This is a genomic window from Pinirhizobacter soli, assembly GCF_015905305.1.
Taxonomy (GTDB): Bacteria; Pseudomonadota; Gammaproteobacteria; order Xanthomonadales; family Rhodanobacteraceae; genus Pinirhizobacter; species Pinirhizobacter soli.
The window spans coordinates 64,062-89,296 of the sequence record NZ_JADZLQ010000002.1; the positions used below are offsets into that span (position 1 = coordinate 64,062).

Consider the following 25,235-nt stretch of genomic DNA (forward strand, 5'->3'; position numbering starts at 1 on the left):
GCACGGACGCCATGCTGCAACGCACGCGGGCGTTTTCGCTGAATCTGCTAGCGTTCACCGTTTGAACAAATCTTTTCCCAGGCCTGCGCATGTTTGATTGCATCCTCATTGCCAACCGCGGCGAGATCGCCTGCCGCGTCATCCGTACCTGCCGTCGGCTCGGCATCAGGACGGTGGCGGTGTATTCCGAGGCCGACGCCAACGCCCAGCATGTGCGCCTTGCCGATGAAGCCTGGCCGATCGGCGGCCCGCGGCCGGCCGATTCCTACCTGCGCGGCGATGCCATCATCGAGGTGGCGAAGAAGACCGGTGCCCAGGCCATTCATCCTGGCTATGGATTCTTGTCGGAAAACACCGGCTTCGCCCGTGCCTGCGCCGCGGCCGGCATCGTCTTCATCGGCCCACGGCCGGAAAGCATCGATGCCATGGGCTCAAAGGCGGCCGCCAAGGCGCTGATGGAAAAGCACGGCGTACCTTTAGTGCCGGGCTACCACGGCGACAACCAGGATCCTGGGCACCTGGCCGAACAGGCCGCGAAGACCGGTTTCCCGCTGATGATCAAGGCGGCCTCCGGCGGTGGTGGCAAGGGCATGCGCATCGTGCGCGACGCTGGCGCCTTCGCCGAAGCCCTCGCGTCCGCGCAACGCGAAGCGGCCAGCGCCTTCGGCGACACACGGGTGATCCTGGAGCGCTACGTCGAACACCCGCGCCACATCGAATTCCAGGTGTTCGGCGACACCCACGGCCATGTCATCCATCTGAACGAGCGCGAATGCTCGGCCCAGCGCCGCTACCAGAAGGTGCTGGAAGAAACCCCCTCGCCTTTCCTGGAGATCGACAGCCGCGCGCGCATGGGCGAAGCCGCTGTGGCGGCAGCCCAGGCGGTGGATTACGTGGGCGCGGGCACGGTGGAGTTCATCGTGGCGCAGGACGGTGAATTCTTCTTCATGGAAATGAATACCCGCCTGCAGGTGGAACATCCGGTGACCGAGGAAACGCTTAGGCTCGACCTGGTTGAATGGCAGCTGCGCATCGCCGCCGGTGGCTACCTGCCGCTGGCCCAGGGTGATGTGCAGGCCCGCGGCCACGCGATCGAGGTGCGCCTTTACGCCGAGGACCCGGAGCAGAACTTCCTGCCGGGCTCGGGCAAGCTCACACACCTGCGCCTGCCCGAACCCTCGCCGCATGTGCGGCTGGATGCCGGCGTGGTGGAAGGCGACACGGTAAGCATCTTCTACGACCCGATGATCGCCAAGCTGATCGTGTTCGATCGCGACCGGCCGCGTGCGCTCGAACGCCTGCGCGAAGCGCTGGCCGCCTGCGAGATCGTGGGGCCCGCCTCGAACATCGCCTTCCTCGAACGCCTGGTGCGCCATCCGGCGGTGGTGGAAGGCAATATCGACACCGGCTACCTCGATCGGCACCTGGATCAGTTCCTCAAAGGCGCCACGCCGTCCACGGACGGCGACGTCTTCGCCGCTGCCACGGCCGTGCTGCTGGACGAAGAAGCCCGGGCCACGGCGGCGCCTGGCGATCCGCATTCGCCGTGGGCGGCCAATGACGCCTGGCGCAACGCGCATCCGGGTAAGCGCCTGGTGGCCCTGGTGGTGGATGGCGAGCGCCGAGACATCGCAGCTTATGGCCACGACGGCACGTATCACCTGAGGTCCGGCGAGGCCAGCACGGAAGTATCCGGCGCGCGGCTGGCCGATGGCGTGCTAACCGCGCGTTTCGACGGCCATGCGTACCGGCTTCGCGTGCACCTGGATGCCGGGCACGTGGCCGTCCACGATACCGCCGGCTTCCGCCACGCGTTCGACCGCGCCCCCGCTTTCGCCTGGGTCCTCGCCGACGCGGTAGGCGATGACCGCCTGCTGGCGCCGATGCCTGGCCGCATCGTGCTGGTGCGCGTGAAGCCCGGCGACACCGTCACGGCCGGCCAGGATCTGCTGGTGATGGAGGCGATGAAGATGGAGCTGGCCTTGAAGGCGCCGCGCGACGGCACCATCGAGTCGGTAGGCGCGGCCCAGGGCGACTTCGTTGAAGCCGACCGCGTGCTGGTCCGCCTGGCCGCGAACGATCAAGCCTGAAGGATTCAACCGATGAACGCAGCAAATTTTGTACGCATCGTCGAAGTAGGCGCGCGCGATGGATTGCAGAACGAAAAAACGCTGCTCCCCGCCGACGTCAAGATCGCGCTTATCGATCGCCTCTCTTCCACGGGCCTGTCGGTGGTGGAAGCCACCAGCTTCGTCAGCCCCAAATGGGTACCGCAGCTGGCCGATGCCGCGCAGGTGTACGCCGGCATCCGCAAGGTGCCGGGAGTGACCTACCCCGTGCTGGTGCCCAACGAGCAGGGTTATGAGCGTGCCCGCGCCGTGGGCGTCACCGAGATCGCCGTGTTCACCGCGGCCTCCGAAGCGTTCAACCAGAAGAACATCAACGCCTCGATCGATGAAAGCATCGACCGCTTCCGCCCGGTCATGGCCCGCGCCCGCGAAGACGGCGTATCCGTGCGTGGCTACGTGTCCACGGTGCTGGGCTGCCCCTACCAGGGCGAGGTGCCGCTGTCCGACGTGGTACGCGTGGCCAAGGCGTTGCATGAACTGGGCTGCCATGAAATCTCGCTCGGCGACACCATCGGCGTGGGCACGCCGGCCAAGGCGCGCGCGATGCTGCGCGCCGTCGCCGCCGAAGTGCCGATGGACGCACTGGCCGTGCATTTCCACGACACCTACGGCCAGGCCCTGGCCAATATCCTTTCCTGCCTGGAAGAAGGCGTGCGCGTGGTCGATAGCGCCGTTTCTGGCACAGGCGGTTGCCCATACGCCAAGGGCGCCACCGGCAACGTCGCCAGCGAAGACGTGGTGTACATGCTGCACGGCATGGGCATGCAGACCGGCGTGGACCTCGACCTCCTTATCGCCACCGGCGCGTGGCTTGCCGCGCAGCTGGGCAAGGAAACCGCCAGCCGGGTGACGCGGGCGCGCACCGCGGCCTGAGCGGGCTATCATCGAGGTTCCGGTTGAATGGGGAACCCTATGCCGCGCACCATCTTTTTCGTTGCGTTGCTGCTTACGCTGGTGGCGCCTGCAGCCGCGCGGGACACGCTGCTCGTTCCCGACCGCGTCTGGACGGCCGAAGGCAACGCCACCCACACAGGTTGGGCCGTGCTGGTGCGCGATGGCGTGATCGCCGGCGTCGGACCACGCGAGGGCTTGCACCCGACCGCCGATGCCCGTGAAATTCCCCTGCCGGGCGCCACGCTGATGCCGGGCCTGATCGACCTTCATTCCCATGTATTCCTGCACCCGTACAACGAAACCCTGTGGAACGACCAGGTGCTCAAGGAAGCACCCGACTACCGCGTGCTCGAGGCCGCAGCCCATGCGCGGGACACGCTGATGTCGGGCTTTACCGCCTTGCGCGACCTGGGCACGGAAGGCGCCGGCTTCGGCGACGTCGCCATCAAGCGCGCGATCAACGAAGGGCTGATCCCGGGACCGCGGATGTTCGTGGCCACGCGCGCGATCGTCGCCACCGCCAGTTACGGCCCCGGCCCCCACGGCTTTCGACCCGACCTTGACCTCCCCTCCGGCGCCCAGGAAGTGAGCGGCGTGGACGAAGCCATGCGCGCGGTGCGCGAACAGGCAGCACATGGCGCGGACTGGATCAAGCTGTACGCCGATTACCGCGTGGGTCCCGATGGCGGCACCATGCCCACCTTCACCGCGGCCGAACTCAAGGCCATCGTCGATACCGCGCACCTCGGTGGCCGGCCAGTGGCAGCCCACGCCGCCTCGCGCGAAGGCGTGGCGATGGCGGTGGCGGCGGGTGTGGACACCATCGAACACGGCTACGGCACCGACGAAGCCACGTTCGCCCGGATGAAGAAGCAAGGCACCACCTACGAGCCCACGCTCACCGCGGTGGACGCCACCGAGGAATACTTCAACCATTACAAGCCCGGCGACCCGCCCACCGACAAGATGCGCGAGGCCGAGCACGCCTTCCGCACCGCGCTCAAAGTGGGCGTGACCATCGGCAACGGCTCGGACGTGGGCGTGTTCACCCATGGCACCAACTGGCGCGAGCCGGTGGCCATGGTGCGCGACGGCATGACCCCGCCCCAGGCACTTCACGCCGCCACCGACGTCGCCGCGCGTATCCTCCGTCAGGGCGACCGCTTCGGCCGCATCGCCGTGGGGATGCGCGCCGACCTTGCAGCGTTCTCGGGTGACCCCAGCGCCCACATCGAAGACCTTGCCCATCCGGTGCTGGTGATGAAGGATGGAACCCTCTACCGCAGCCCCGACGGCCATCCATGAGTCCCAGTTTCCAGATCCGCCCGATCGAACCACGCGACGATGCCTCCATGGCGGCGATCATCCGTGAAGTGATGCCCGAGTTCGGCGCCGACGGCCCGGGCTTTGCCATCCACGATGAAGAAGTCGACTGCATGGCCGAGGCCTATGCGCGCGAAGACACCGCCTACTACGTGGTGATCATGGACGGCGAGGTCGTCGGCGGCGCCGGTATCGCGCCGCTGGTGAACGCACAGGAGAAAGACGTCTGCGAGCTGCGCAAGATGTACTTCCTGCCCAAGGCGCGCGGCATCGGTGCGGGTGCGGCGATGATGCAGTGCTGCCTGGAAGCGGCGCGGCGCCTGGGCTTCGGGCGCTGCTACCTGGAAACCCTCACCGGCATGGATTCGGCGCAAACGCTCTACCGCCGCCACGGCTTCGAGCCTATGGACCACCCGATGGGTGGTACCGGGCACTTCAGCTGCGATCGCTTCTTTATCCGGGATCTGTAGCCCGTGGCCAGCCAACCGCCCCAGCTCACCTTCCAGGTCGACGACCCGGGGGCCCAGGACATCGTGCCGCTGATCGATGAATTCGAAGGCTACCTGGCCGAGCTCTACCCCGAAAGCGAACGCCGCCCGGGCGATGCCGCCTCTCCGCTGCACCGTCCGAACGTCACCTTCATGACCGCGCGCGTGGATGGCGTGCCGGTGGCCTGCGGCGCCTTCGCCGACCACGACGACTACGTCGAGGTGGCCAAGATGTACGTCATCCCCACCGTGCGCGGGCTGGGCCTGGGCAAGCAGTTGCTCGAAGCCCTGGAAGACCAGATCCGCCGCTCCGGCGGCAAGTTGATACGGCTGGAGTCCGGGACCGCCCAGACCGAGGCCCAGGAACTCTACGAACGTGCCGGATACCGCCGCTGCGGCAACTTCGGCACGCATCGCGCCACGCCGCACAGCATCTTCATGGAAAAGTCCCTCGCATGATCCGCATTGCCACCGCAGGCGACGCCGCCGCCTGCCACGACATCTACGCCCCCGCGGTGCTGCATTCCGCCATCACCTTCGAGACGGAGCTGCCCGGAGCCCAGGCCATGGCCGGGCGCATCGAAGCGCGGCTGGCCCACTACCCGTGGCTGGTGTTCGAAGACGAAGGCCAGGTGCTCGGCTATGCCTATGCCGGTCGCTTCCGCGAACGCGCCGCCTACGACTGGATCGCCGAGACATCGGTTTATGTACATGAAAACGCGCGCCGGCGCGGCATCGCCCGGCGCCTGTACACATGCCTGCTGGATGTGATGCAGATGCAGGGCTTCAACCAGGCCGTGGGGGCGATCACCCTGCCCGGTGAAAGCAGCGTGGCCATGCACGGCGCGCTCGGTTTCCAGCCGGCCGGCGTATGGCGCCATTGCGGTTATAAGCTCGGCCAGTGGCACGATGTCGGCCTATGGCAAAGGGAATTGGCGGTCCCGGCGAATCCGCCGCCCGCCGTCCTGCCGTTTGCCCGCATGCGCCACGATTCCGCCCTGCAGGTAAGGCTTGCGCTCGGGTAAGATGACGGTCTTTGCACGACGCACAGGACCTTCCCCATGCAGCTTGGACACGTCAAGGCAGTGATCACCGGTGGCGCCTCGGGGCTGGGCTATGCGGTGGCCCGGCACCTGGTGGACCACGGCGCGAAAGTCGCGCTGTTCGACGTCAACGACGCGAAGGGCGCGTCCTCCTGCGAGGCACTGGGCGACAACGCGCATTTCCGCCGGGTGGATGTCACCTCCGAAGACGACGTGGCCAAGAATGTCGCCGCCGCGCGCGAGACCATGGGCGGCCTGAACGTGGTGGTGAACTGCGCCGGCATCCTCGGTGCCGGCCGCGTGGTGGGCAAGGAAGGCGCGATGCCACTGGCCAACTTCAGCAACACCATCATGGTGAACCTGGTGGGCAGCTTCAACGTGGCCAAGGCCGCGGCCAACCTGATGCAGGCCAACGATGCCGGTGAAGATGGCGAGCGTGGCGTGATCATCAACACAGCTTCCGTGGCGGCCTTTGAAGGCCAGATCGGCCAGGCCGCGTACTCAGCCTCCAAGGGAGGCGTGGTGGGCATGACCTTGCCCATGGCGCGCGAACTCGCGCGCTTCGGCATCCGCGTGGTCACCATCGCCCCGGGCATCTTCTGGACACCGATGGTCGACAGCATGACGCCGCAGGTGCAGGAATCACTGTCGGCCACCATTCCGTTCCCGGCGCGCCTGGGCAAACCCGATGAATTCGCAAGCACCGTCGGCTTCGTGGTGCAGAGCCGTTACATCAACGGCGAGACCATCCGCCTGGACGGCGCCGTGCGCCTGCAGCCTAAGTAATCACCCCTTCCAGCCCAACACCCGAGCCCTTCGCATGAAAGCTTCCGACGTCAAGCGCGGTACCGTGATCGAGAACGACGGCACCGTGTACCAGGTGCGTGACATCGAGCGCAGCTCGCCCACCGCGCGTGGTGGCAACGTCACCTTCCGCTTCACCCTGTATTCGATCCCCGGCGGCCGCAAGTTCGACCTTTCGCTGCGCGCCGACGACGACCTGAAGGAAGTGGAATTGAGCCGGCGCCAGGCGACCTATTCCTACATGGATGGCGAGGCCTTCGTGTTCATGGACGCCGAGGACTACACACAGTACCTGTTGCCGCCGGAGATGGTGGGCGACAACGCTGGCTATATCGTCGAGGGGCTTGAAGGCTACTATGTTCAGGTGATCGACGACGCTCCTGTCGGCCTGCAGGTACCGACCAACGTGGTGCTGACCGTCACCGACACCGCGCCGGAATTGAAGGGCGCCAGCGCCACCAAGCGCACCAAGCCCGCCACGCTCGAAACCGGTGTCGAGGTACAGGTACCTGAGTACATCACTACCGGCGAGAAGGTCACGGTGAATACCCTCACCGGCGAATTCGCCGGCCGCGCCTAGAAACCCAAAGGGGCTGCCTGCAGCCCCTTCCCCCTCGAGCAACGGATGACCTCGGGCTTCTCCCTCCCCCGCAGCGTGCTGCAGTCGCTCACCACCACGCGCCGGCCCGACGTGCCGATGCGCGTGGCACTGCGCAACGCCGCGGCGGTGGCGATCCCACTGGCCATCGGCGTGGCCACAGGCCACGAGGGCGTCGGCATCGGCATCGCGGCGGGCGCGCTGGACACGATGTTTTCCGACCAGCCGGGCCCTTACCAGCAACGCCTGCAGCGGCTTTTCCTGGCGGCGCTCGCGGCTGGCGGCGCGGCGCTGCTGGGGTTCCTGGTCGGAAGCCATCCGCTCAGCCTGTCGCTGGCCACCGCTGTGCTGGGTTTCTTCGGCGGCATGCTGGTGATCTTCGGGCCGGACATCGCCCGCGTTGGCATGACCAGCATGCTGCTGCTGGTGATCACCGCCGCCACGCCGCTGCCCGTGGGCCAGGCCATCGGCGCGTCGCTGCTGATCTTCGGCGGCGGCATGTTGCTGACGTTGTTCTCGATCGCGGCGTGGCCGCTGCAGCGCTACCGGCCCGAGCGCCACGCCCTGGCCGAGGTTTACCGGGGCCTGGCCATCCTGGCGGCCCAACCGCCAAGCCAGGGCACTGAAGCGCCGGCGCTCAGCGACGCGATGACCAACCTGCAGCACACCCTGCTGGGGCGCTTTCATGCACGCGGGCGTGCCATGGAAGCCTTCCGCGTGCTGCTGGACATAGCCGAACGGATCCGCCTGGAACTGATCACCATGCAGGAGATGGGCTTCGATGGCAGCCTGCCGCGGATGATCCGCGCCGACGCCGCGCGGGTGTTGCGTGGCGTGGCTCGCGCGCTGGACGAGGCCGGGCCGCCGACGCGCGCGGAGGCGGCGCTGAAAACCCTGCAGGCCAGCGAGCAGGCCTTGTTCGGCCAGGCGGAGCCCAGTTTCGCCAGCAACCACGTACACGCGTTGTCGGGCCAGCTGGCCGCGGCCGTGCGCAACGCCAACTGGGCCGGCAGCCGTGGTGAGATCCGCGCCGAGACCGCCGAAAGCAGCCTTCCGGCACCGCTGCGCAGCGGTTCGGCGCTGGCGGCGATACGCGCCAACATGATCCCGCAGTCGATCGCCTTCCGGCACGCGGTTCGCTGCGCGGTGGTGCTTACGCTGGCGGTGGCCATCTCGCGCTACGCCCACCTGCCGCATGGCTACTGGCTGCCGATGACCGCCGCCATCGTGCTGCGACCCGACTTCGGCGCCACATTGAATTTCGGCCTGTTGCGCGTGGTGGGCACAATACTGGGCCTGGTGCTCACCACCCTGGTGCTGCGTTTTACCCCTGATGCGCCCTGGGCGCACATCGCGGTGCTGGCGATCCTGTGCGTGGGCTTCCGTTATCTGGCCACGGCGCACTACGGCATCGCGGTGGCGGCCCTCACGGGTACCGTGGTGATCCTGCTGTCGTTCGACGGCGTCGAGTCCGCCGCGGCCATGTCCGACCGCGTGCTCAATACCGTGCTTGGCTCGGCCATGGCACTGGTGGCCTACGTGGTGTGGCCCTCGTGGGAGCGCACACGCGCCCGCGCTGCGCTGGCCGACATGCTCGGCGCCTACGCGACGTACCTTGCCACCCTGGCAGGCCCCGCCACACCCCGCGAGCGTCGCGACGCACGCACCTTGTCGCGCACCGCGCGTACCAACGCCCAGGCCTCGCTCGACCGCATGCGCTCGGAGCCCGCCACACCGGTGCACCTGATGGAAATGGCGCAAACGCTTTTCGCCAACGGCAACCGCCTGGCCCGCACGGCGATGACGCTCGAGGCCATGATGGACGACATGGACGACTTCAACCGCGACCTGGTCTGGCCACTGGTGCGTGAGTCGTCCGCGGCATTGCACACACTCGCCGATGCCCTGCGTCATTCCCAACCTCCCGATGCCCTGCCAGACCTGCGTTCCCGGCAACGGGAAATCGTCACTGCACTGACCGGGACGCGGGGAGCGGGCATGGCCCAACAGATGGTGACCGTCACCGACCGGCTGGTAGATAACGTCAATACGATCAACCACATCCTTCAACGACGTTAAGTGCCGTCGAGGGCGGCCCGCCGGGTTACACTTGGTGCCATGCTGAAGATCGATACCCACGCCCACATCCTGCCCAGGCAGTGGCCGGACCTCGCCGCCAAGTACGGCGACGACCGCTTCCCCGTGATGCAGCACACCGGGGGATCGCACCGGATCTACAAGGACGGAAAATTCTTCCGCGAGGTGTGGGAGTCGGCCTTCGATGCCGAACACCGTATCGCCGACTACGCCCGCCACGGCGTGGACGTGCAGGTAATCTCCACCGTCCCTGTGCTGTTCTCGTACTGGGCCAAGGGCCACCAGGCGCTGGAGCTTCACCGGTTCCTGAACGACCACGCCGCGCAGCTGTGTCACGACCATCGCCGGCACATCGCCGCCATCGGTACCGTGCCGCTGCAATCGCCCACGCTTGCCATCCAGGAGATGGAGCGCTGCGTGGACGAGCTTGGCTTGCAGGGCGTGCAGATCGGCTCGCATTGCAACGACTGGAACCTGGACGCCCCAGAGCTGTTCCCGTTCTTCGAAGCCGCAGCGGACCTCGGCGCGGCGATCCTGGTGCACCCCTGGGACATGATGGGCGCAGCCGGCATGCCGCGTTACTGGATGCCGTGGCTGGTGGGCATGCCCGCGGAGCAATCCCGCGCGGCGTGCTCTTTGGTATTCGGCGGCGTGCTTGAACGCCTGCCGCAGCTGCGCATCATGCTGGCCCACGGCGGTGGCAGCTTCCCAGCCAGCATCGGCCGCATCGAACACGGCTTCCGCATGCGCCCGGACCTGGTCGCCACCGACAACGCGCGCAACCCGCGCGAGTACATGCACCGGATGTATTTCGATTCCTGCGTGCACGATCCGCGTGCGCTTCAGTACCTGCTCGACACGGCCGGCGTATCGCAAGTGATGCTGGGCACCGACTATCCCTTCCCACTGGGCGAACAGGTGCCCGGAAGCGGCATCGATGCGCTTGGCCTGGACGACGAAAGCCGCGCACGACTCTTCCATGGCACGGCACTGGAATGGCTGCAGCTGCCGCACAGCCGTTTCGAGCGACACCAACCCCTTAACCCCGGGAATTGAACCGAATGATCCTTCCGCGCCGCACGCATCTTGCCGCCCTCGCCGCCATCGGGTTGCTCATCCAGGCATCGGCCATGGCCGGCGACGTCACCATGGCCAATGGTGCCGTGCGCTTCAGCGTGCCCGACAGCTGGGTGCCGATCATGCAGACCCAGGGCGATCCGGAAACCCAGGTATTCCAGGTACCCGACCCCTCGCCTGCCGGTGCCAAGACGCTCTCTCGCGTCACCGTATCGGTAAAGCAGGCAGGCAACATGGCCGGCTACCAGTCGTGGATGGGACAGCAGACCGCCCGTGCACGCCAGCTTTCAGGTTATGCGCCTGATACCCATCGCGCCGCCACGCCGAACGACTACTTCTATACCGCGCAGGAAACCGGCGCGCAGTTCACCTACCACGAGCGTTATGCCTTCAGTGGCAACCTTGCCATCCAGCTGCGCTGCGTGCGCCCGGCCACGGGCGACGCACGCTGGCAGGCCACGTTCGATGCCGGCTGCGACGACGTCGCCAGCCATTTGCCGCAGTGAGCCCAAGCACCATGGATTACCGCAACGACCTGGCCTGGGCGAAGGCCCAGGACGACGCCGATCCGCTCAAGGGTTTTCGTGACCGCTTCCTGATCCCGCCGCACGAAGGGCACGACAGCCTGTACTTCTGCGGCAATTCCCTGGGGCTGCAACCGCGCAGCGTGCGCGATGCGATCGCGTCCGAGCTCAACTACTGGGGAGAGCTCGCGGTGGAAGGCCACTTCCGCGGCAAGCTGCCATGGTTGTCATATCACGAGTACGTACGCGACAACCTGGCCGAGGTGGTCGGCGCCCTTCCATCCGAAGTGGTGGCGATGAACACCCTGGGCGTGAACCTGCACCTGATGATGGTGAGCTTCTACCGCCCCACGCAAGAACGCCATGCGATCCTGATCGAGGCAGGCGCCTTCCCCACCGATCGCTATGCGGTGGAGTCGCAGATCCGGTTCCATGGCTTCGACCCCGCCACCTCGTTGATCGAACTGGAAGCGGACGAACCCAACGGCAGCATCTCGATGGCTGCGATCGAACGCGCCATCGGCGAACACGGTGCAAAACTTGCGCTGGTGATGCTGCCCGGCGTGCAGTACCGCACAGGCCAGTCGTTCGACCTTGCCGCCATCACCCGGCTGGGCCACGCGCAGGGCGCGGTGGTGGGTTTCGACCTTGCCCATTCGGTAGGCAACACCGTGTTGAACCTGCACGATGCCGGTGCGGACTTTGCCATCTGGTGCAGCTACAAGTATTTGAACGGCGGCCCCGGTGCCGTGGCCGGTGTCTTCGTCCACGAGCGGCACGCCACTGCGGACCTCCCGCGTTTCGCCGGCTGGTGGGGCCACGACAAGGCCACGCGCTTCCAGATGGGCCCGCACTTCCAGGCGACGCCCGGCGCGGAAGGCTGGCAGCTGTCGAACCCGCCGATCCTGTCGCTGGCACCGCTGCGCATGTCGCTGGATATCTTCCACGAGGCCGGCATGTCGCGCCTGGTTGAAAAGTCGCGCAAGCTCACCGGTTACCTTGAATGGTTGATCCAGGCGGACCTGGCCGACGTGCTCGAAGTAGTAACACCGGCAGATCCCACCCGCCGTGGTTCGCAGTTGTCGATCCGCGTGAAGTCTGGCCGCGATGCCGGCCGCTCGCTGTTCCAATACCTGATGGACAACGGCGTGATCGGTGACTGGCGCGAGCCGGATGTGATCCGCATGGCTCCGGTTGCGCTTTACAACCGCTTCGCCGATTGCATCGGCTTTGCAGGCCATGTCCGGGCGTGGGCAACACGATAATTCTGTCAGCCCCGGCGCAATCTCTTACAAGCGGCCTAGTTCTCAACCCACTCCGGTAGTCGTGGACTACCGGTAATGGAGCCGTGCGTGAATGCGTACCTTTCTTGCTCACCGCAGACGCGGCTGATGGAGAGCAAGCCTACATGGACATCGACTATTTCGCGCGTAAGCAAGCGCCGGACACCTCACCCAGTGCGATCGCCGTCAGGATATTGGACGAACTGCTGCGGTGGCGCCGTCGCCCGGACGATCGTGACGACCACGCCAGCGTACGCCACCACCACTTGCCGAGACTGCAAAAAGCCATTGAATGCGCAGCGCCGCTGACCTTCCTCCTCCCGGCTTTTCCGGCAAAATCGCCCAATCCAAGAAAGGTACTCGGTAATCTGCCCGATACTGCCGAGAGAATCGCACTGACGTTCTTGAACGATCTGTGCCAACGGATCGGGGAATATCACAAGCCAGGTGCGCGGGTGTTGCTGTGTTCCGATGGGCATGTCTTCGCCGACACCATCCGTGTCGCCGATGCCACGGTTGCCCAGTATCAGGTGCAGCTGCGCGAACTGGCGAGGGAGATCGCGCCGTCAAGCATCGAGGTCGTCAACCTTCATGACGCACTTCCGGCAGAACACGCCGAATTCGGCTTCGAGCAGGCTCGCGCCTACTTGATGCAGCACTACGGAAAGTCCGCGGATGACACGCGCGCTCAGTACATGGCGGATGAGGTAGGCCGGGCCCACTATCGTGCCATCACCCGCTTCATGTTCGAAGATGGACTCACGCCAGACTACAACGGCTCGCGCAACGCCCTGCAAGTGGACTCAAGGCAACGCGCCATCGAAGTGATTCGGCGCAGCCAGGCCTGGGGCAACCTGCTCGACCAGGCCTACCCCAGAACGTTGAGGTTATCCATCCATCCCCAGGCGCCGGCGTCGCCTAAATTTGGCATCCATCTATCGGACTGCGTCGATACCTGGCTCACCCCGTGGCATGCGGTGGCGGTGGACGTCGGCGGCCAGTTCCGCTTGATGAAACGCGAGGATGTCGAGCGCGCTGGTGGACGGGTGGTGCATGTCGACGGGCGTCCTTCGCATTTCGTCATCGAACACGCTCGTTGCCAGGGAGAATCCCGGTGAAGCAAGCCGCGCTTCCGTCCCTTCATCGACAGGTATCGATCACACCGCTTGCGTCATTTGGCGCCCTCGTTACACCGGCCCATTCGGTCATGGATTACCTGGATCTACCTGTCGATCACCTCCGTGCACTGGCGAGGCATAGCAAGATCGTCCTGCTCCGGGGGTTCACCAACCGCTTCTCAGGCCAGGCACTTGCCGATTACGCGCGCCACTGGGGCCGGATCATGACGGGGTCTTACGGCGATGTGCTCGACCTTGTCGAAAAAGAAGAGTCGCACGACAGCATCTTCGATTCATTGTCGCTGCCCCTTCATTGGGACGGTATGTACATGCCGACGATCCCCGAGTTCCAGGTATTCCATTGCGCCGATGCAGGCCCATTGAACACGGGCGGCGAGACGGTCTTCGTCGATACCGTGGGCCTGCTTGAACATGCAGGGGCATCGGTACGGGATACCTGGCGCGCCATTGAAACGACCAGTTGCATTCGTGCCGTATCCCACTATGGGGGCAGCGTGCGCAGCGCACTGGTGGTCGAACACCCGGTTCATCACGTGCCAACGCTTCGCTACAGCCCGCCCGTCGATGCCATCCCGGGCTTCAGGAATCCCAACACGGTTATCTACGAAGGACTCGACCAGGCATCGATGGACGAAAGCATTGCCCTATTGCACCGTTGCCTTGCGCATCCGGCACATCGCTACGAGCATGCATGGCGAACCGGCGACGTGCTGATCGCAGATAACCTCGCCCTTCTGCATGGCAGGAACGCATTCGTGCATGGATCGAAGCGGCACCTGCAACGCGTGCATATCCATGCTGATCCGGTACTCATCAACACCGGCTTCTTTCCCTGAAGAATAGTGATGGCACCACCGCCGCCGAAGTGGTGGCGGTGGACCGCTAGACGGCCAAATGCTGCAACACGGAATAAAAAAAGTCCAAATGGCCAGTTGACGCGTCCGATCAGGGTGGGTTACCGTCCGGCCATTCCCGTGATGTCGGATTTCGGCAAAAACGGGTGTCAAGCCACTGGGATTTCCTGATGGGGCACGGTTGTCCGACAACGCAGGCGTTTGGCTGCATACCCGCTCATGAGCGGGCGCGGTCGCCCTTCGTTCGGATTCGTGCCCGCGTTCGCTCCCGTGCCAAGCTCAGCGCCCTGCGCTCCCGGTCGAAGTGCCTGTCCGGCTATTCCCCGCCGTATCCAGCCTGAAGCAGCGGCTGTTTGACCTGATCGGCTCGTTTCCCGGCTGTCCATAAACACTTTGCCGCGCCTCTTATCGATGCGCGACAGGTGCCGGCCGGCTATTGGTTGCCCAAGACGACTTCCCGATGGGTGCGAACAGTGTTCACCGATGGCGGGCGCGTGCCCGTCATGGCCGTCACGCATCGGGTGGGGAGTTCACATGAGCAAGCACAGGAATATCCGCAGGAACCGTTTGAATCTGGCCGTCCTGGCCGCTCTGGGCACGGCGTTGGTGTCGGGGCCTTTGATGGCGCAGACCACATCAACGCCCGACGCTGCCGCTCCGGTGGCAGCGCCGGCCACCGCGCAAGCCGATGACCAGGCGACACCAGGCAAGCCGTCATCGAAGCCGCAAGTAGCCCAGGCCAAGACGCTCAAGGCCGTGTCGGTGGTGGCTAACCGCTACGACGCCAGCACCTTGCAGATGAACGCGCAGAATACCGTGGACGTGTTGTCCGCCAGTGACCTGCAGCACACCGCCGTGCACAACGTGGCCGAAGCGCTGGGCCTCATGCCCGGCGTGAATGTCACCACCACCGGCACCGGTTACTTCGGCGGCATCGATGGTGCGGCACGCGGCGAAGGCATGTTCGCTTCTGTGCGCGGCTTGCCGTCCGAGTACAACGTGAACCTGATCGACGGCGTGGACGTCGCCCAGGGCATGCCCTATAGCCGAAGCGTGCAGCTGTCGCTGCTGCCGCCGTCGGGCCTGCAGACCATCGTGATCAACAAGACCTCGATGGCCGACATGGACGGCGATGCCATCGGCGGCACCATCGATTTCCGCACGCCCACGGCATTCGATTTCGCCAAGGACACCAGTGGCAGCATCACCGCCAGCGGGCGTTCGGAAAGCCAGGCGAGGGAATATGGCGGAAGCGGGCTTGGCGGGGGACTGGCCGGCGAGTTCCAGACCAAGTTCGGCAGCGAACACCAGTTCGGCATCTACGCCAGCGGCTACTACGACTACCGGAACATCGCCAACAGCGAAGTGGGCGCCGCTGAAAGCGCGTTGAATGACGGCTCCTGGGAATTCGCCCACACCAACGCGGACGGCAGCAACGCTGCCGGCTACAACCCGGCGCGGAACCTCACCAGCACCGGCCTGAATGCCGGCATCGCATCGGGTTTCGAACGACGCTATGGCGGCAATATCGCCTTCAACTGGAAGGTGGACGACACGCTCGATGTCTATGCCCGCGCGACCTACGCCTACGCAAAAACCGAGCAGGACACCACCTACAACCAGCTCCTGCCGCAGAATGTTACCTACGTACCCGACGGCTCGGGCGGCTACGTGCCGAACATCGGGCGCATCGCCAACCGCTTCTGGTACGAAACCAATCCCGAACGCGCCGACATCGCCACCTTCCAGTTCGGCGCCGACAAGCGGGCCGGCGGCTGGACGATCTCACCGAAACTGTTCTACAGCTACGGCCATAACGACCGCCCGGCGCACGTGGAGATCGACGGTCGCGAGGACAAATATTCCCAGGACAACTTCGCCTTCGGCGGAAGCTCGCTTACCACCTACAAGGACGGTTTCCCGTATCCGCTGCTGACCCCAGGCCTGATCAATTCCGTGAACAACATCCCGGCCATGTGGGCCAACGACAGCGGCGAGTTGACCAAGTCGCGATCGGGCCAGAAGAAGGGCGGCGCCTCGGTCGACTTCCAGTATGACTTCGACGGCGGCGCACTTTCCTCGGTCAAGTTCGGCGTGAAATACTCCGATAGCTCCCGCGAATTCACCAATCGCGACTGGTCCACGCCTGGCATCAACGATGGCGTGACCACCCTGGGCGACCTGGGGATCTTCAGCGGGAATTATTCATCGATCTTCCCCAACAAGTACCTGTGGCAGACACCGAAGGTGAACCACGCCGCCGTGGTGGACCTGATCCGCGCCAACTTCGCCGACGACGAGCTGGACACCTGCGGCAGCAATTACATCAACAACTACAACTGCAACACCATGCGCGGTACGGAGGCTGTCAGTGCGGCCTACGCCATGGCCACGTTCGATGTGGGCAATCTTGAGATTATCCCAGGCGTGCGCTTCGAACATACGTCGATCAACAATACCTTCTGGACGACGCCTGCCAGGGACGACGACGGCAACCCGGTAACCGGTTACTTCTCCAACAACCGCACCGTGTACAACGAGCCGCTGCCCAGCATCGCCGCCAGCTGGCGGCCGACGGCGAACTCCGTGTACCGCGGATCGGTATGGATGAGCTATACGCGCCCAGCCTTCGTGCAGCTGGGCGGCGGCTCGCAGGTAAGCATCTCCGATGGCGTGACCACCATCACCGAAGGCAATCCGAACCTGAAGCCCATCAAGTCGACCAACCTTGATCTCTCCGGCCAGTGGACGACCGACCAGGGCGGCTTCGCCTCGGTGGCGGCCTTCTACAAGCAGCTGCACGATTACATCTATGACAGCGGCGGCGGACAGGCGAACCCCAATCTCTCCGGTGAAGGCACGGTGCTTACCAAGACCCCGACCAACGGTGGCGACGGCAAGGTGTATGGACTGGAAGTGGCCCTGCGGCAGAAATTCCAGAACCTTCCCGAGCCCTTCGATGGGCTGGGCGTATCGGTGAACTACACACGCCAGAAGTCCCGCGTGGATCTTGGCATCGCAGGCTTCGAGGATGAACGGCTGCAGAGCGCGCCCAACGTGCTGGGCAACGCCGAGGTGTTCTACGAGAAGAACGGCTTCGACCTTGACCTGGGCTACCACTACGCCAGCTCCTTCCTTTCCACCTACGACTACCTCAACCAGGGCTCGCCCTGGGACGACCTGTGGGTAAGGCCAATCCGAAGGGTGGACCTGCATGCCGGCTACGAATTCGATCAGCACTTCCGGGCGGACCTGTCGGTATCGAACCTGACCGGGAACTACAGCTATTGGTCGCACATCGGTAGGCATGACCTGGCCATCAGCGATATCGTGCAGGCGGGGCGAACCACCCTGCTGACCCTGAAGTACTCGTTCTAGTGCAGAGCCGCCCACGCCTTCAGATCGATACGACGACAGCGACGGGATTGCCGACGGCGCCGCCGCGCGTCATCGGTTTCTGGGGCGGGCTGTCGGCCAACGTCCTGAACATGATCGGCATCGGGCCGTTCATCACCATCCCGCTGGCGCTCACCGCGCTGGCGGGACCCCAGGTGCTGTTGGGCTGGGTCGCGGGGGCTTTCCTTTGCCTGTGCGATGGCCTGGTGTGGGCAGAACTGGGCTCGGCAATCCCTGAGTCGGGTGGGCCCTACCACTACGTGCGCGAAGCCTATGGCCGGGATACCTACGGCAAGCTGTTCGGATTTCTGTACCTGTGGCAGACCCTGCTGGCGGCGCCTCTCTCCATCGGCTCGGCCTCCGTGGGCTTCGCGCAATACCTGGCCTTCCTGGTCCCTTCGATGGCCCCCTGGCAGCAATCGGCCGTGGCCGCCGCGTTGTGCCTCTTCAACACCGCCCTGCTGTACCGGCGCGTAGGCTCGATACAGAAGCTCTCGGTCCTGATCACCGTGCTGGTACTGGGCGCCTGCGCCTGGATCGTCGCCAGCGGCGTGCTGCACTTCGACACGCGCCTGGCGGGAAATTTCCTCAACATGGGAAATCCCGACCCCCACGGTTTCTGGCTGGGCCTGGGCGCGGTGGCGCTGATCGCCGTCTACGACTACGGCGGCTACAACAACGTGTGCATGCTCGGCGGCGAGATGAAAGAGCCTCGCCGCAACATACCCCTTGCCGTGCTTTTTTCGATCCCGCTGGTGGCCGTGCTGTACCTCGGGCTCAACATCACCATCCTTGGGGTGCTGCCGTGGAACGTGGCGGCGCAGTCGAAGGCGGTGGTGGCCGATTTCATGCAGGCTATCTACGGCCACGCGGGCAGTACCACGGCGGTGGTGGTGATCCTGGTGGCAAGCTGGGCATCGGCGCTGGTGGTGCTCCTGGGTTACTCCCGCGTGCCGTTCACCGCGGCTCGTGGCGGGCAGTTCTTCGCCGTGTTCGGGCGGCTGCACCCGCGCGGCGCCTTCCCCACGGTATCGCTGGTGTTCGTGGGCGTGACGTCGGCCTTGGCCTGCCTGCTGCCGCTGGACGATCTCATCGCGGTGTTGATCCTGGTGCAGGTGATGTTCCAGTTCATCGCGCAGTGTTTTGCCGTGGTGTTCCTTCGCCGCCGTCCGGACCGCGACCCCCACGCATTCTCGATGCCGCTGTACCCGCTGCCGATCGTCATCAGCGTGGCGGGTTGGTTGTATATCGTGGCGACCGGCCAGCCAAAACACGTGGCAGCCGGCGCACTGGCGCTGTTGGGTGGCAGCGTCGTCTTCCTGATCCAGGCCAAGCGGGAGCGTTCATGGCCCTTCCGACATCCATGAAGGCCTTCGATGTCGCCGTCGTGGGCGAGGTGTATATCGACCATGTCTTTACGGGCCTTCAATCCTGGCCGCGCCCCGGCGAGGAAGTGCTTTCGCGTGGCTATGTGCGCGAGCCTGGCGGTGGCACCGCGAATACCGCCTGTGGCCTGGCGCGGCTGGGCCGCTGCGTGCATTTGTTCGGCCTGGTCGGCGCCATCGACCTGCCCTGGTTTACCGCCCGACTGGGCGACTTCGGCGTCTCCACGCAGGGCCTTCGCGCCCATCCGGCGGGCACGGGAGTGACCGCCAGCGCGTCGATGGCCGACGACCGTGGATTCTTTACCTACAAAGGCGCCAACACGAACCTGGGCCAGCTACTGAGCGATGAAGATGTCATCGCGGACCTGTGTGCCGCGCGCCACGTGCATTTCGCCATGCCCCTGGAACGAACCATCGCGCAGAGCCTGCTGCCGCGCCTGGAGCACGCTGGCTGCACGACATCGCTGGACGTTGGTTTCAGCCCGGAATGGCTTGTCGATCCGGTGAACCGCGATACCTGCCTGGAAGTGGATTATTTCCTGCCGAACCACAAAGAGTGCGAACTGCTGCTGGGCAGCGGGCACGACGACGCGTTCGCCGCGTTCGTGCGCGAAGAGGGCTTCGGCCACGGTGCGCTGAAACTTGGGCCGGAGGGCGCACTGGGCGTGGAACTCGAACGCACATGGCGGGTAAAACCACCCCCGGTCGTCATTCGCGACACCACCGGCGCCGGCGACGCTTTCGATGCGGGATTCATCGATGCCCTGCTCGACGGGCGCGATCTCAACACATGCCTGGAGCGGGCCTGCATTTGCGGCGCGTTGTGCGCGACCGAAGCAGGCGCGCTGGCGGGGTTGCCAGATATTCATCAGCTTGGGAGTTTTCATGAGCAAACCTACCGACGGTAAAGTTGCCCTGATCGGTGGCGGCGGCGTGCGTGCGCCGCTGGTGGTCTATGGCGTGAACGAGGCGGCACAGGCGCTGGGCGCCGAAGAAATGGTGTTGTGGGACCCTGATGCCACGCGGCTTGCCATCATGGTGTCCTTGGGCAAGGCCATCGTCGCCGAGTTCGGCGGTGACTTGCGCGTGCGCGGCGCCAGCAGCATCGAAGAAGCCATCGAAGGTTCGCGATTCGTCCTGAACAGCGTGCGCGTGGGCGGCATCGCCGGGCGTGCCGCCGATGAAATGGCCGCCATCGCGCGCGGCTACCCGGGACAGGAAACCACCGGCCCCGCCGGCATCGCCATGGCGCTGCGCACGGTACCGGTGGCGATCGAGCAGGCGCGGCTGGTGGAACGGCTCAGCCCCGATGCGTGGCTTGTGAACTTCACCAACCCAGCGGGCCTCATTACCCAGGCTGTGAGCAAACATACGCGCGCCAACATCGTGGGCATCTGCGATACCCCCACCGAACTCTTCCACAACATCGCCCGCGCACTAGGGTTACCCAACGAGGATGTGATCTGCGATTACGTGGGCCTGAACCACTTGGGCTGGGTACGCGGCGTGTGGCACAACGGCCAGGACGTGTTCGACCGCCTGCTCGAGGACGAAACGCTGCTCCGCCAGCTCTACCTGGCGCCACTGTTCGACGTAAACATGATCCGGTCGCTGCGCCTGATACCCACGGAATATCTCTTCTTCTATTACGAGCGCCAGCGGGCGCTTGCCAACCAGCGCAGTCAGGGCGCCAGCCGGGGTGCCGAGATTGAACAACTCAACGTCGCCCTGATCGACACCCTTACTTCCAGGCTAAATGCCGGCGATGGCCAAGGCGCGGTGCAGGCCTATGCCGCGTACCTCAACCAGCGGTCGGGTTCCTATATGAAGCTCGAGGCTGAAGGCGGTTCGGCATTCGACGAAGGCGTGGAGCTTGATGTCGACCCGTTCCGCGTCAGCTCCGGCTACCACCGCATCGCCATCGACGTGATGAGCGCGCTTACCGGCGCCAGGCCCGCCACCATCGTGGTGAACACGCGCAACCAGGGCGCGATCCCGGGCTTGCCCGAGGACGACATCGTGGAGATCGCTTCACAGATCGACCGGAACATCATTACGCCGGAAGCCACCGACGCCTTGCCCGATGCCGTGCTCGGCATGGTCCAGTCGGTGAAAGCCTATGAGCGCGCCGTCATCGATGCTTCTCTATCCGGCGATTGGCTGGGAGCACGCAAGGCCATGCTGATCCATCCCGCCGTCGGCGAATGGTCGCCCTCGCAACAATTGCTCGAAGGTCTGTTCGGCCACGTACACGACGACGGCGAATGCCTGTGCGAAGGAAGGATCCCCTGGTCGGTGGCGCGTCCTAAGTAGGTGCCACGCCTTAAGCCCTGCCGCCTTCCGGCGGCAGGGCCTTTTGTCACCCTCAACTAGCGCGCGGCGGCCTTCTTCGCGTCCTTGGCAGCCTTCTTTTCCTTCATCGTCTTGGCGGGCTTCTTCTTGTCGCTTTTCTTTGAATCCATGCCTTTACTCATCGCACGTTTCCTCTGGTTGTACTGGCGCTAACTTTACTCCGAAGCTGGTGTTATTGCCCGATGGCGACCACCCAGGCTGAATACGGCAGCAGCGTGGCGCCTTCAGGCGCGGGGTTAGCGGCTTGGCCAATACCAGGCCGGCTCATCCAGCTCCCGCTGTCCCTGCACTTTCGTTTGGCTCAGGTCCTTTTCCAGCGAGATGAGGTTGCATCGTGGATCCTCCTCCAGCGCCGCGATCAGTCGCGGCGCATGGGAAACAACCCACACCTGGCTGCGCCTGGATGCATGGATGACCAGCCGGGCCAGTGCCGGCAGCAAGTCCGGATGCAGGCTGGTCTCCGGTTCGTTCAGCACCATCAGCGGCGGCGGCCTGGGTGTATGGAGCGCTGCTATCCAAAGCAGGAACCTGAGCGTCCCATCGGAGAGTTCCGCCGCCGACAAGGGCCGCAGCAAGCCATGCTGCTTGAACGCCAGGCCAAACAGCCCATCGCCCATGGTCACGCTCACCGACGCGCCGGGAAAAGCGTCATCGACGGCTTCGTCCAAGGCCGCCGGATCACCCACTTCCCGGATGGTCTGCCAGGCGGCCGCCAGGTCGCTGCCGTCGTGGCTGAGCACCGTGGTGCGCGTACCCAGTTGCCGCAGCCGCGCGGGAGCATCGCGGTCGGATCGGAAATGATCATAGAAGCGCCACCCGCGTATGGATTCGCGCATGGCCAGCACCTCGGGTGCGCCCTGCGGATCGGCGACCTGCGTAAAGATGCTTTCGTACTGGTTCAAGTGTTCGGACAGGACGCGCCAATGCTTAGCGTCCCGCGAACGGACCATCGGTCCGCGCCGGTCGATAAGCAGGTTCGACGAACGCAGGTACGGGCCTGCCCAGATCGCCTCCGCCTTGATCTCCGGATCCCTTTCGAAGGCGGATCGAGGCACGGGCGGCGGCAAGCCCAGGTCGATGGCGTAACCGAAGTCCGAGCCTGCGAACCCCAGCTTCAGCGCCACGGGCTCCTGGCGTGGACCGCCCTGGATCGGCACTTCGCCCCGTTGCATGCGACGGCTCAATTTTTCCGGCCCGGCCCAAAGCGTGGAGTCCAGCCCACCCTCGCGGGCTAGCGCGTTGACCACGCCACCGCGCGCGGTCTCCGCCAGCAGGCGAAGCGCTTTGTACAGGTTGGACTTGCCGCTGCCGTTCGCACCGGTGATGAGGTTCAGCGGCCCAAGGGGCACGACCAACGATCGCAGCGAGCGATAGTTGGCAATGGCCAGGGTCTTGAGCATGTCGGTACCCTTCAGGCGCGGCTGGCCACCACGTTCACGGTAATGGCGATGATCACCACATTGAAGAAGAAGGCGATCACGCTTTGCCCCAATGCCGTGCGGCGAAGATACTGGTCGGCGATCTGCACGTCGGACACCTGGAAGCACATGCCGATGACGGCGGCGAAGTACAAGAAATCCCAGTAGTCCGGTTCCTTCGTACCCGGGAACTGCAAGCGCTCGGACCCGTTGTTGCACATGTAGTAGTCATACGCGTAGTGCATGGCGAACATGGTGTTGAAGAAAAGCCATGTCAGCAGCAGGCTGCCGCAGGCCGCCACCACGCCCCAGGTACTGTTGTCGTGCGCGCTACCCAATTCAATGGCCAGCGCCACAAGTACGGTGCCGGCCACGATCACGCTGCTCCACAGTACCGCCCAGCGGCCCGGCGCCTGCGACCTTGCACGCAGCCTCATCTTCTTGCTGTCCGAACGAGCGAACAGATGCGCTACCGAACCAAGGAAACTGATCGCCGCCGCGTCGAAGGCCGTGAGCAGGGCCAGGTTGAAGCTCTTGCCCACCACCAGCAGGGTCACCAGCAGGACGATGAAGACAGCGCCGGCGATGGTCCAGCGCGGACGCACGCGCAGGTGCCGGAACCACCCATGCTGATGCTCCGTTGCTGCATGTCCTTTCTCGGTCATTTAATTCTCCGCTTTGCCTTCAAGTTCATGACCGGACGGGTGCTTCACCACGGCCAAGCCAAAGAGACACCAATCGCAAGCCAATGCCGGCGGCGGCCACGGGCACCACCGCCCAGGTAAAGCCAAGCGTATAGAGCACCATGGCAAGGAAGATCACCGCCACGAACAAATATTCCGCCAGCCAGGAAAAACAGCGCCGGCGCGTCAGGGCCGGCGCCAGGCCCGCCACGAGAGAACTGTAGCCCCAGGCCAGGCCAAGGCTGGCATAAGTGGCCGACACGATGGCTCCATAGGCCACGACGCCCGAATGCGTGGCGTTGTCCAGGTTGGTCAGGAAATAGCGGACCACCACCGGCAGCAGGCCCACCAGGCTCAGCAACAGCAGGTTCAGCCAAGTGGACGGCCCGTCCACGTCGCTCATGTGGGCCAGGTTCCGCCGATGCGCCACCCAGACCGCGGCGATCAGCAGGAAGCTCATGAAGTACACGCCCAGCGGGAGGGCCCATATATCGAAGAACGATTTGCCCGCTTCGAATTCCGGCCGAAGCTCTACTGCCGATAACGTCAATGCAATGGCGAACACGCCATCGGACATCATCACCAGCCGGTCCAGATGCCGCTGGCGGATGTGTTCTTCCGGAACATGCGAAGCTGCTGGTGCCATGCAAGACGCCCCCTGGAGAATGGTCCGTATGATGCCCCAATCAAGGCATCGGCCGCATCGGCGTGGAAAGGCTAATCCAGCCGCTTGCGGAAATTCAGCCGCGCCACTTCATAACCCATCTTCGTATTGAGCGCGATCATGCGCTCGTTGGAGACGCGTACATTGGTGTCCATGAAAGCCGAACCCATGGCGCGCGCCCATGTTTCGGCAAGCTCCTTGAGCCTTGTCGCCACACCGCGGCCACGATGATCCGGGTTTACCCATAACGCCCGGACATGGCACGCGGGAAGCTGGTCTATCGTCATCATGTTCAAGCGGATAACGCCCACCATGCTGCCGTCGTCAAAAGCGGCAAGGCAGTGGTGCTTCGACGCGTCCCGGGTTAGCTGGCTGATGATCTCTTCACTCTTTTTCTTGCGCTCGTCATCGGAATCCGGGATATGCCCCTGGGTCGAATCCCGACCTGAGTTTTCGCAAAAAAGGGTAAAGGAGTGGACCTCGGCCAGGTCGCGGGGGTCGATCGGGCGATAGATGATCGCCATGCCAGCCTAGGCCTCGCTTTCCAGGCGGTGGCCGAGCAACTTGTTGATGCACGCACCGAGCCCCAGGCCCGCAAACCAGACCACTGCGATCCAGTAGGTATCGAAGTGCGGTGCCAGGCCGAAGCTCTCCAGGAAGCCCCAGACCGTGGCAAAGCTCAAGGCCAGGCCGCTTGCGATCAGTGTCTGCCGGACGGTGAGGAAACGAATGTATTCATCGGTCTCTTCCACCAGGTAGCGGCCGATTGCGGCGAAGATACCGATCAGCGGCAACGCGGGCAACACGGCCACCACATAGGCCAGGGGACCGGGTAGATGGCCGCTACGGATCGCTGTTTCGGCCGTGAACAGAAGCGCCACATAGACCAGGCTGAGCACGATGACCGTGCGGTTGTAGCGTTTGTACGCGCGTTGACGTGCCACCTGGGGCTCTCCCTGAAATGTCAAGCAGACTTTACATCCGCGGAAATCATACCGCAATCCCGGCGCCGTTTGAGACGCCATCGGCAGGTAGAGCTAAAGAATTCCCGTAACCTGCCGATTCAGAATGCAGTCTTGAGTGC

At 64.6% G+C, this 25,235-nt stretch carries 23 protein-coding genes; 18 read left to right on the forward strand and 5 right to left on the reverse strand.

Going from position 1 to position 25,235, the window contains the following annotated elements:
* The first annotated feature begins 89 nt into the window (after positions 1–89).
* The 18 genes from NDK18_RS09990 to NDK18_RS10075 all read left to right on the forward strand — a co-directional run bounded on the left by NDK18_RS09990 (position 90) and on the right by NDK18_RS10075 (position 21,347).
* Positions 90–2,090: an acetyl-CoA carboxylase biotin carboxylase subunit gene (locus NDK18_RS09990; protein WP_250627708.1), complete on the forward strand. Its 2,001-nt coding sequence runs from the start codon at positions 90–92 to the stop codon at positions 2,088–2,090.
* A gap of 12 nt (positions 2,091–2,102) precedes the next feature.
* A complete protein-coding gene (locus NDK18_RS09995; RefSeq protein ID WP_250627709.1) occupies positions 2,103–3,002 on the forward strand; it encodes a hydroxymethylglutaryl-CoA lyase in 900 nt (299 codons plus the stop codon).
* Between the two features lie 39 nt (positions 3,003–3,041).
* The gene (locus NDK18_RS10000) at positions 3,042–4,328 is read left to right on the forward strand and encodes a metal-dependent hydrolase family protein (protein WP_250627710.1); all 1,287 of its coding nucleotides are present in this window, start codon (positions 3,042–3,044) and stop codon (positions 4,326–4,328) included.
* Entirely contained in the window at positions 4,325–4,816 is a 492-nt protein-coding gene (locus NDK18_RS10005; protein ID WP_250627711.1) for a GNAT family N-acetyltransferase, read from the forward strand. The genes NDK18_RS10000 and NDK18_RS10005 overlap by 4 nt, the downstream gene beginning before the upstream one ends.
* Positions 4,817–4,819: 3 nt before the next feature.
* On the forward strand, positions 4,820–5,293 hold the full coding sequence (locus tag NDK18_RS10010; protein ID WP_250623371.1) for a GNAT family N-acetyltransferase: 474 nt from the start codon (positions 4,820–4,822) through the stop codon (positions 5,291–5,293).
* A complete protein-coding gene (locus tag NDK18_RS10015) occupies positions 5,290–5,859 on the forward strand; it encodes a GNAT family N-acetyltransferase (RefSeq protein WP_250623372.1) in 570 nt (189 codons plus the stop codon). Before NDK18_RS10010 ends, NDK18_RS10015 begins: the two co-directional genes overlap by 4 nt.
* Before the next feature lie 36 nt (positions 5,860–5,895).
* The gene (locus NDK18_RS10020; protein WP_250623373.1) at positions 5,896–6,663 is read left to right on the forward strand and encodes an SDR family NAD(P)-dependent oxidoreductase; all 768 of its coding nucleotides are present in this window, start codon (positions 5,896–5,898) and stop codon (positions 6,661–6,663) included.
* A gap of 34 nt (positions 6,664–6,697) precedes the next feature.
* Complete coding sequence (efpL, locus tag NDK18_RS10025) at positions 6,698–7,261, forward strand: elongation factor P-like protein EfpL (RefSeq protein ID WP_250623374.1); 564 nt, start codon at positions 6,698–6,700, stop codon at positions 7,259–7,261.
* Positions 7,262–7,306: 45 nt separating this feature from the next.
* Positions 7,307–9,358, forward strand: coding sequence for an FUSC family protein (locus NDK18_RS10030; protein ID WP_250623375.1), 2,052 nt, complete (start codon positions 7,307–7,309; stop codon positions 9,356–9,358).
* 39 nt (positions 9,359–9,397) lie between these two features.
* Positions 9,398–10,432, forward strand: a complete 1,035-nt coding sequence (locus tag NDK18_RS10035) for an amidohydrolase family protein (RefSeq protein WP_250627712.1) — start codon at positions 9,398–9,400, stop codon at positions 10,430–10,432.
* Between the two features lie 5 nt (positions 10,433–10,437).
* On the forward strand, positions 10,438–10,959 hold the full coding sequence (locus NDK18_RS10040) for a hypothetical protein (RefSeq protein WP_250623377.1): 522 nt from the start codon (positions 10,438–10,440) through the stop codon (positions 10,957–10,959).
* 11 nt (positions 10,960–10,970) lie between these two features.
* Positions 10,971–12,242 carry a kynureninase gene (kynU, locus tag NDK18_RS10045; RefSeq protein WP_250627713.1) on the forward strand — a complete coding sequence of 424 codons (1,272 nt, stop codon included), beginning with the start codon at positions 10,971–10,973 and terminating at the stop codon, positions 12,240–12,242.
* A gap of 143 nt (positions 12,243–12,385) precedes the next feature.
* The gene (locus NDK18_RS10050; protein ID WP_250627714.1) at positions 12,386–13,378 is read left to right on the forward strand and encodes an L-tyrosine/L-tryptophan isonitrile synthase family protein; all 993 of its coding nucleotides are present in this window, start codon (positions 12,386–12,388) and stop codon (positions 13,376–13,378) included.
* Positions 13,375–14,235, forward strand: a complete 861-nt coding sequence (locus NDK18_RS10055) for a TauD/TfdA family dioxygenase (RefSeq protein WP_250623380.1) — start codon at positions 13,375–13,377, stop codon at positions 14,233–14,235. Before NDK18_RS10050 ends, NDK18_RS10055 begins: the two co-directional genes overlap by 4 nt.
* 552 nt (positions 14,236–14,787) lie before the next feature.
* On the forward strand, positions 14,788–17,631 hold the full coding sequence (locus NDK18_RS10060) for a TonB-dependent receptor (protein WP_250627715.1): 2,844 nt from the start codon (positions 14,788–14,790) through the stop codon (positions 17,629–17,631).
* A complete protein-coding gene (locus NDK18_RS10065) occupies positions 17,631–19,016 on the forward strand; it encodes an APC family permease (RefSeq protein WP_250623382.1) in 1,386 nt (461 codons plus the stop codon). Before NDK18_RS10060 ends, NDK18_RS10065 begins: the two co-directional genes overlap by 1 nt.
* Entirely contained in the window at positions 18,995–19,942 is a 948-nt protein-coding gene (locus tag NDK18_RS10070; protein WP_250627716.1) for a carbohydrate kinase family protein, read from the forward strand. The genes NDK18_RS10065 and NDK18_RS10070 overlap by 22 nt, the downstream gene beginning before the upstream one ends.
* The gene (locus NDK18_RS10075; RefSeq protein WP_250623384.1) at positions 19,920–21,347 is read left to right on the forward strand and encodes a family 4 glycosyl hydrolase; all 1,428 of its coding nucleotides are present in this window, start codon (positions 19,920–19,922) and stop codon (positions 21,345–21,347) included. The genes NDK18_RS10070 and NDK18_RS10075 overlap by 23 nt, the downstream gene beginning before the upstream one ends.
* 275 nt (positions 21,348–21,622) lie before the next feature.
* On the opposite strand, the gene NDK18_RS10080 is transcribed toward NDK18_RS10075, so the two are convergent.
* The 5 genes from NDK18_RS10080 to NDK18_RS10100 all read right to left on the reverse strand — a co-directional run bounded on the left by NDK18_RS10080 (position 21,623) and on the right by NDK18_RS10100 (position 25,095).
* Positions 21,623–22,786 (reverse strand): AAA family ATPase, encoded by a 1,164-nt coding sequence (locus NDK18_RS10080; RefSeq protein WP_250623385.1) that lies wholly within the window; start codon positions 22,784–22,786, stop codon positions 21,623–21,625.
* Positions 22,787–22,797: 11 nt separating this feature from the next.
* The gene (locus tag NDK18_RS10085) at positions 22,798–23,469 is read right to left on the reverse strand and encodes a DUF1345 domain-containing protein (RefSeq protein WP_250623386.1); all 672 of its coding nucleotides are present in this window, start codon (positions 23,467–23,469) and stop codon (positions 22,798–22,800) included.
* Positions 23,470–23,494: 25 nt separating this feature from the next.
* On the reverse strand, positions 23,495–24,133 hold the full coding sequence (locus tag NDK18_RS10090; RefSeq protein WP_250627717.1) for a TMEM175 family protein: 639 nt from the start codon (positions 24,131–24,133) through the stop codon (positions 23,495–23,497).
* Positions 24,134–24,204: 71 nt separating this feature from the next.
* The gene (locus tag NDK18_RS10095; RefSeq protein ID WP_250623388.1) at positions 24,205–24,675 is read right to left on the reverse strand and encodes a GNAT family N-acetyltransferase; all 471 of its coding nucleotides are present in this window, start codon (positions 24,673–24,675) and stop codon (positions 24,205–24,207) included.
* 6 nt (positions 24,676–24,681) lie between these two features.
* Positions 24,682–25,095 (reverse strand): hypothetical protein, encoded by a 414-nt coding sequence (locus NDK18_RS10100; RefSeq protein WP_250623389.1) that lies wholly within the window; start codon positions 25,093–25,095, stop codon positions 24,682–24,684.
* Positions 25,096–25,235: the final 140 nt, after the last annotated feature.

What these genes read in the sequence shown, in the direction of transcription:
- NDK18_RS09990 (WP_250627708.1), top strand. Translation starts at nt 90, where the DNA reads ATGTTTGATTGCATCCTCATTGCCAACCGCGGCGAGATCGCCTGCCGC.
- NDK18_RS09995 (WP_250627709.1), top strand. Translation starts at nt 2,103, where the DNA reads ATGAACGCAGCAAATTTTGTACGCATCGTCGAAGTAGGCGCGCGCGAT.
- NDK18_RS10000 (WP_250627710.1), top strand. Translation starts at nt 3,042, where the DNA reads ATGCCGCGCACCATCTTTTTCGTTGCGTTGCTGCTTACGCTGGTGGCG.
- NDK18_RS10005 (WP_250627711.1), top strand. Translation starts at nt 4,325, where the DNA reads ATGAGTCCCAGTTTCCAGATCCGCCCGATCGAACCACGCGACGATGCC.
- NDK18_RS10015 (WP_250623372.1), top strand. Translation starts at nt 5,290, where the DNA reads ATGATCCGCATTGCCACCGCAGGCGACGCCGCCGCCTGCCACGACATC.
- NDK18_RS10020 (WP_250623373.1), top strand. Translation starts at nt 5,896, where the DNA reads ATGCAGCTTGGACACGTCAAGGCAGTGATCACCGGTGGCGCCTCGGGG.
- efpL (WP_250623374.1), top strand. Translation starts at nt 6,698, where the DNA reads ATGAAAGCTTCCGACGTCAAGCGCGGTACCGTGATCGAGAACGACGGC.
- NDK18_RS10030 (WP_250623375.1), top strand. Translation starts at nt 7,307, where the DNA reads ATGACCTCGGGCTTCTCCCTCCCCCGCAGCGTGCTGCAGTCGCTCACC.
- NDK18_RS10035 (WP_250627712.1), top strand. Translation starts at nt 9,398, where the DNA reads ATGCTGAAGATCGATACCCACGCCCACATCCTGCCCAGGCAGTGGCCG.
- NDK18_RS10040 (WP_250623377.1), top strand. Translation starts at nt 10,438, where the DNA reads ATGATCCTTCCGCGCCGCACGCATCTTGCCGCCCTCGCCGCCATCGGG.
- kynU (WP_250627713.1), top strand. Translation starts at nt 10,971, where the DNA reads ATGGATTACCGCAACGACCTGGCCTGGGCGAAGGCCCAGGACGACGCC.
- NDK18_RS10050 (WP_250627714.1), top strand. Translation starts at nt 12,386, where the DNA reads ATGGACATCGACTATTTCGCGCGTAAGCAAGCGCCGGACACCTCACCC.
- NDK18_RS10060 (WP_250627715.1), top strand. Translation starts at nt 14,788, where the DNA reads ATGAGCAAGCACAGGAATATCCGCAGGAACCGTTTGAATCTGGCCGTC.
- NDK18_RS10070 (WP_250627716.1), top strand. Translation starts at nt 18,995, where the DNA reads ATGGCCCTTCCGACATCCATGAAGGCCTTCGATGTCGCCGTCGTGGGC.
- NDK18_RS10075 (WP_250623384.1), top strand. Translation starts at nt 19,920, where the DNA reads ATGAGCAAACCTACCGACGGTAAAGTTGCCCTGATCGGTGGCGGCGGC.
- NDK18_RS10080 (WP_250623385.1), bottom strand. Translation starts at nt 22,786, where the DNA reads ATGCTCAAGACCCTGGCCATTGCCAACTATCGCTCGCTGCGATCGTTG.
- NDK18_RS10085 (WP_250623386.1), bottom strand. Translation starts at nt 23,469, where the DNA reads ATGACCGAGAAAGGACATGCAGCAACGGAGCATCAGCATGGGTGGTTC.
- NDK18_RS10090 (WP_250627717.1), bottom strand. Translation starts at nt 24,133, where the DNA reads ATGGCACCAGCAGCTTCGCATGTTCCGGAAGAACACATCCGCCAGCGG.
- NDK18_RS10095 (WP_250623388.1), bottom strand. Translation starts at nt 24,675, where the DNA reads ATGGCGATCATCTATCGCCCGATCGACCCCCGCGACCTGGCCGAGGTC.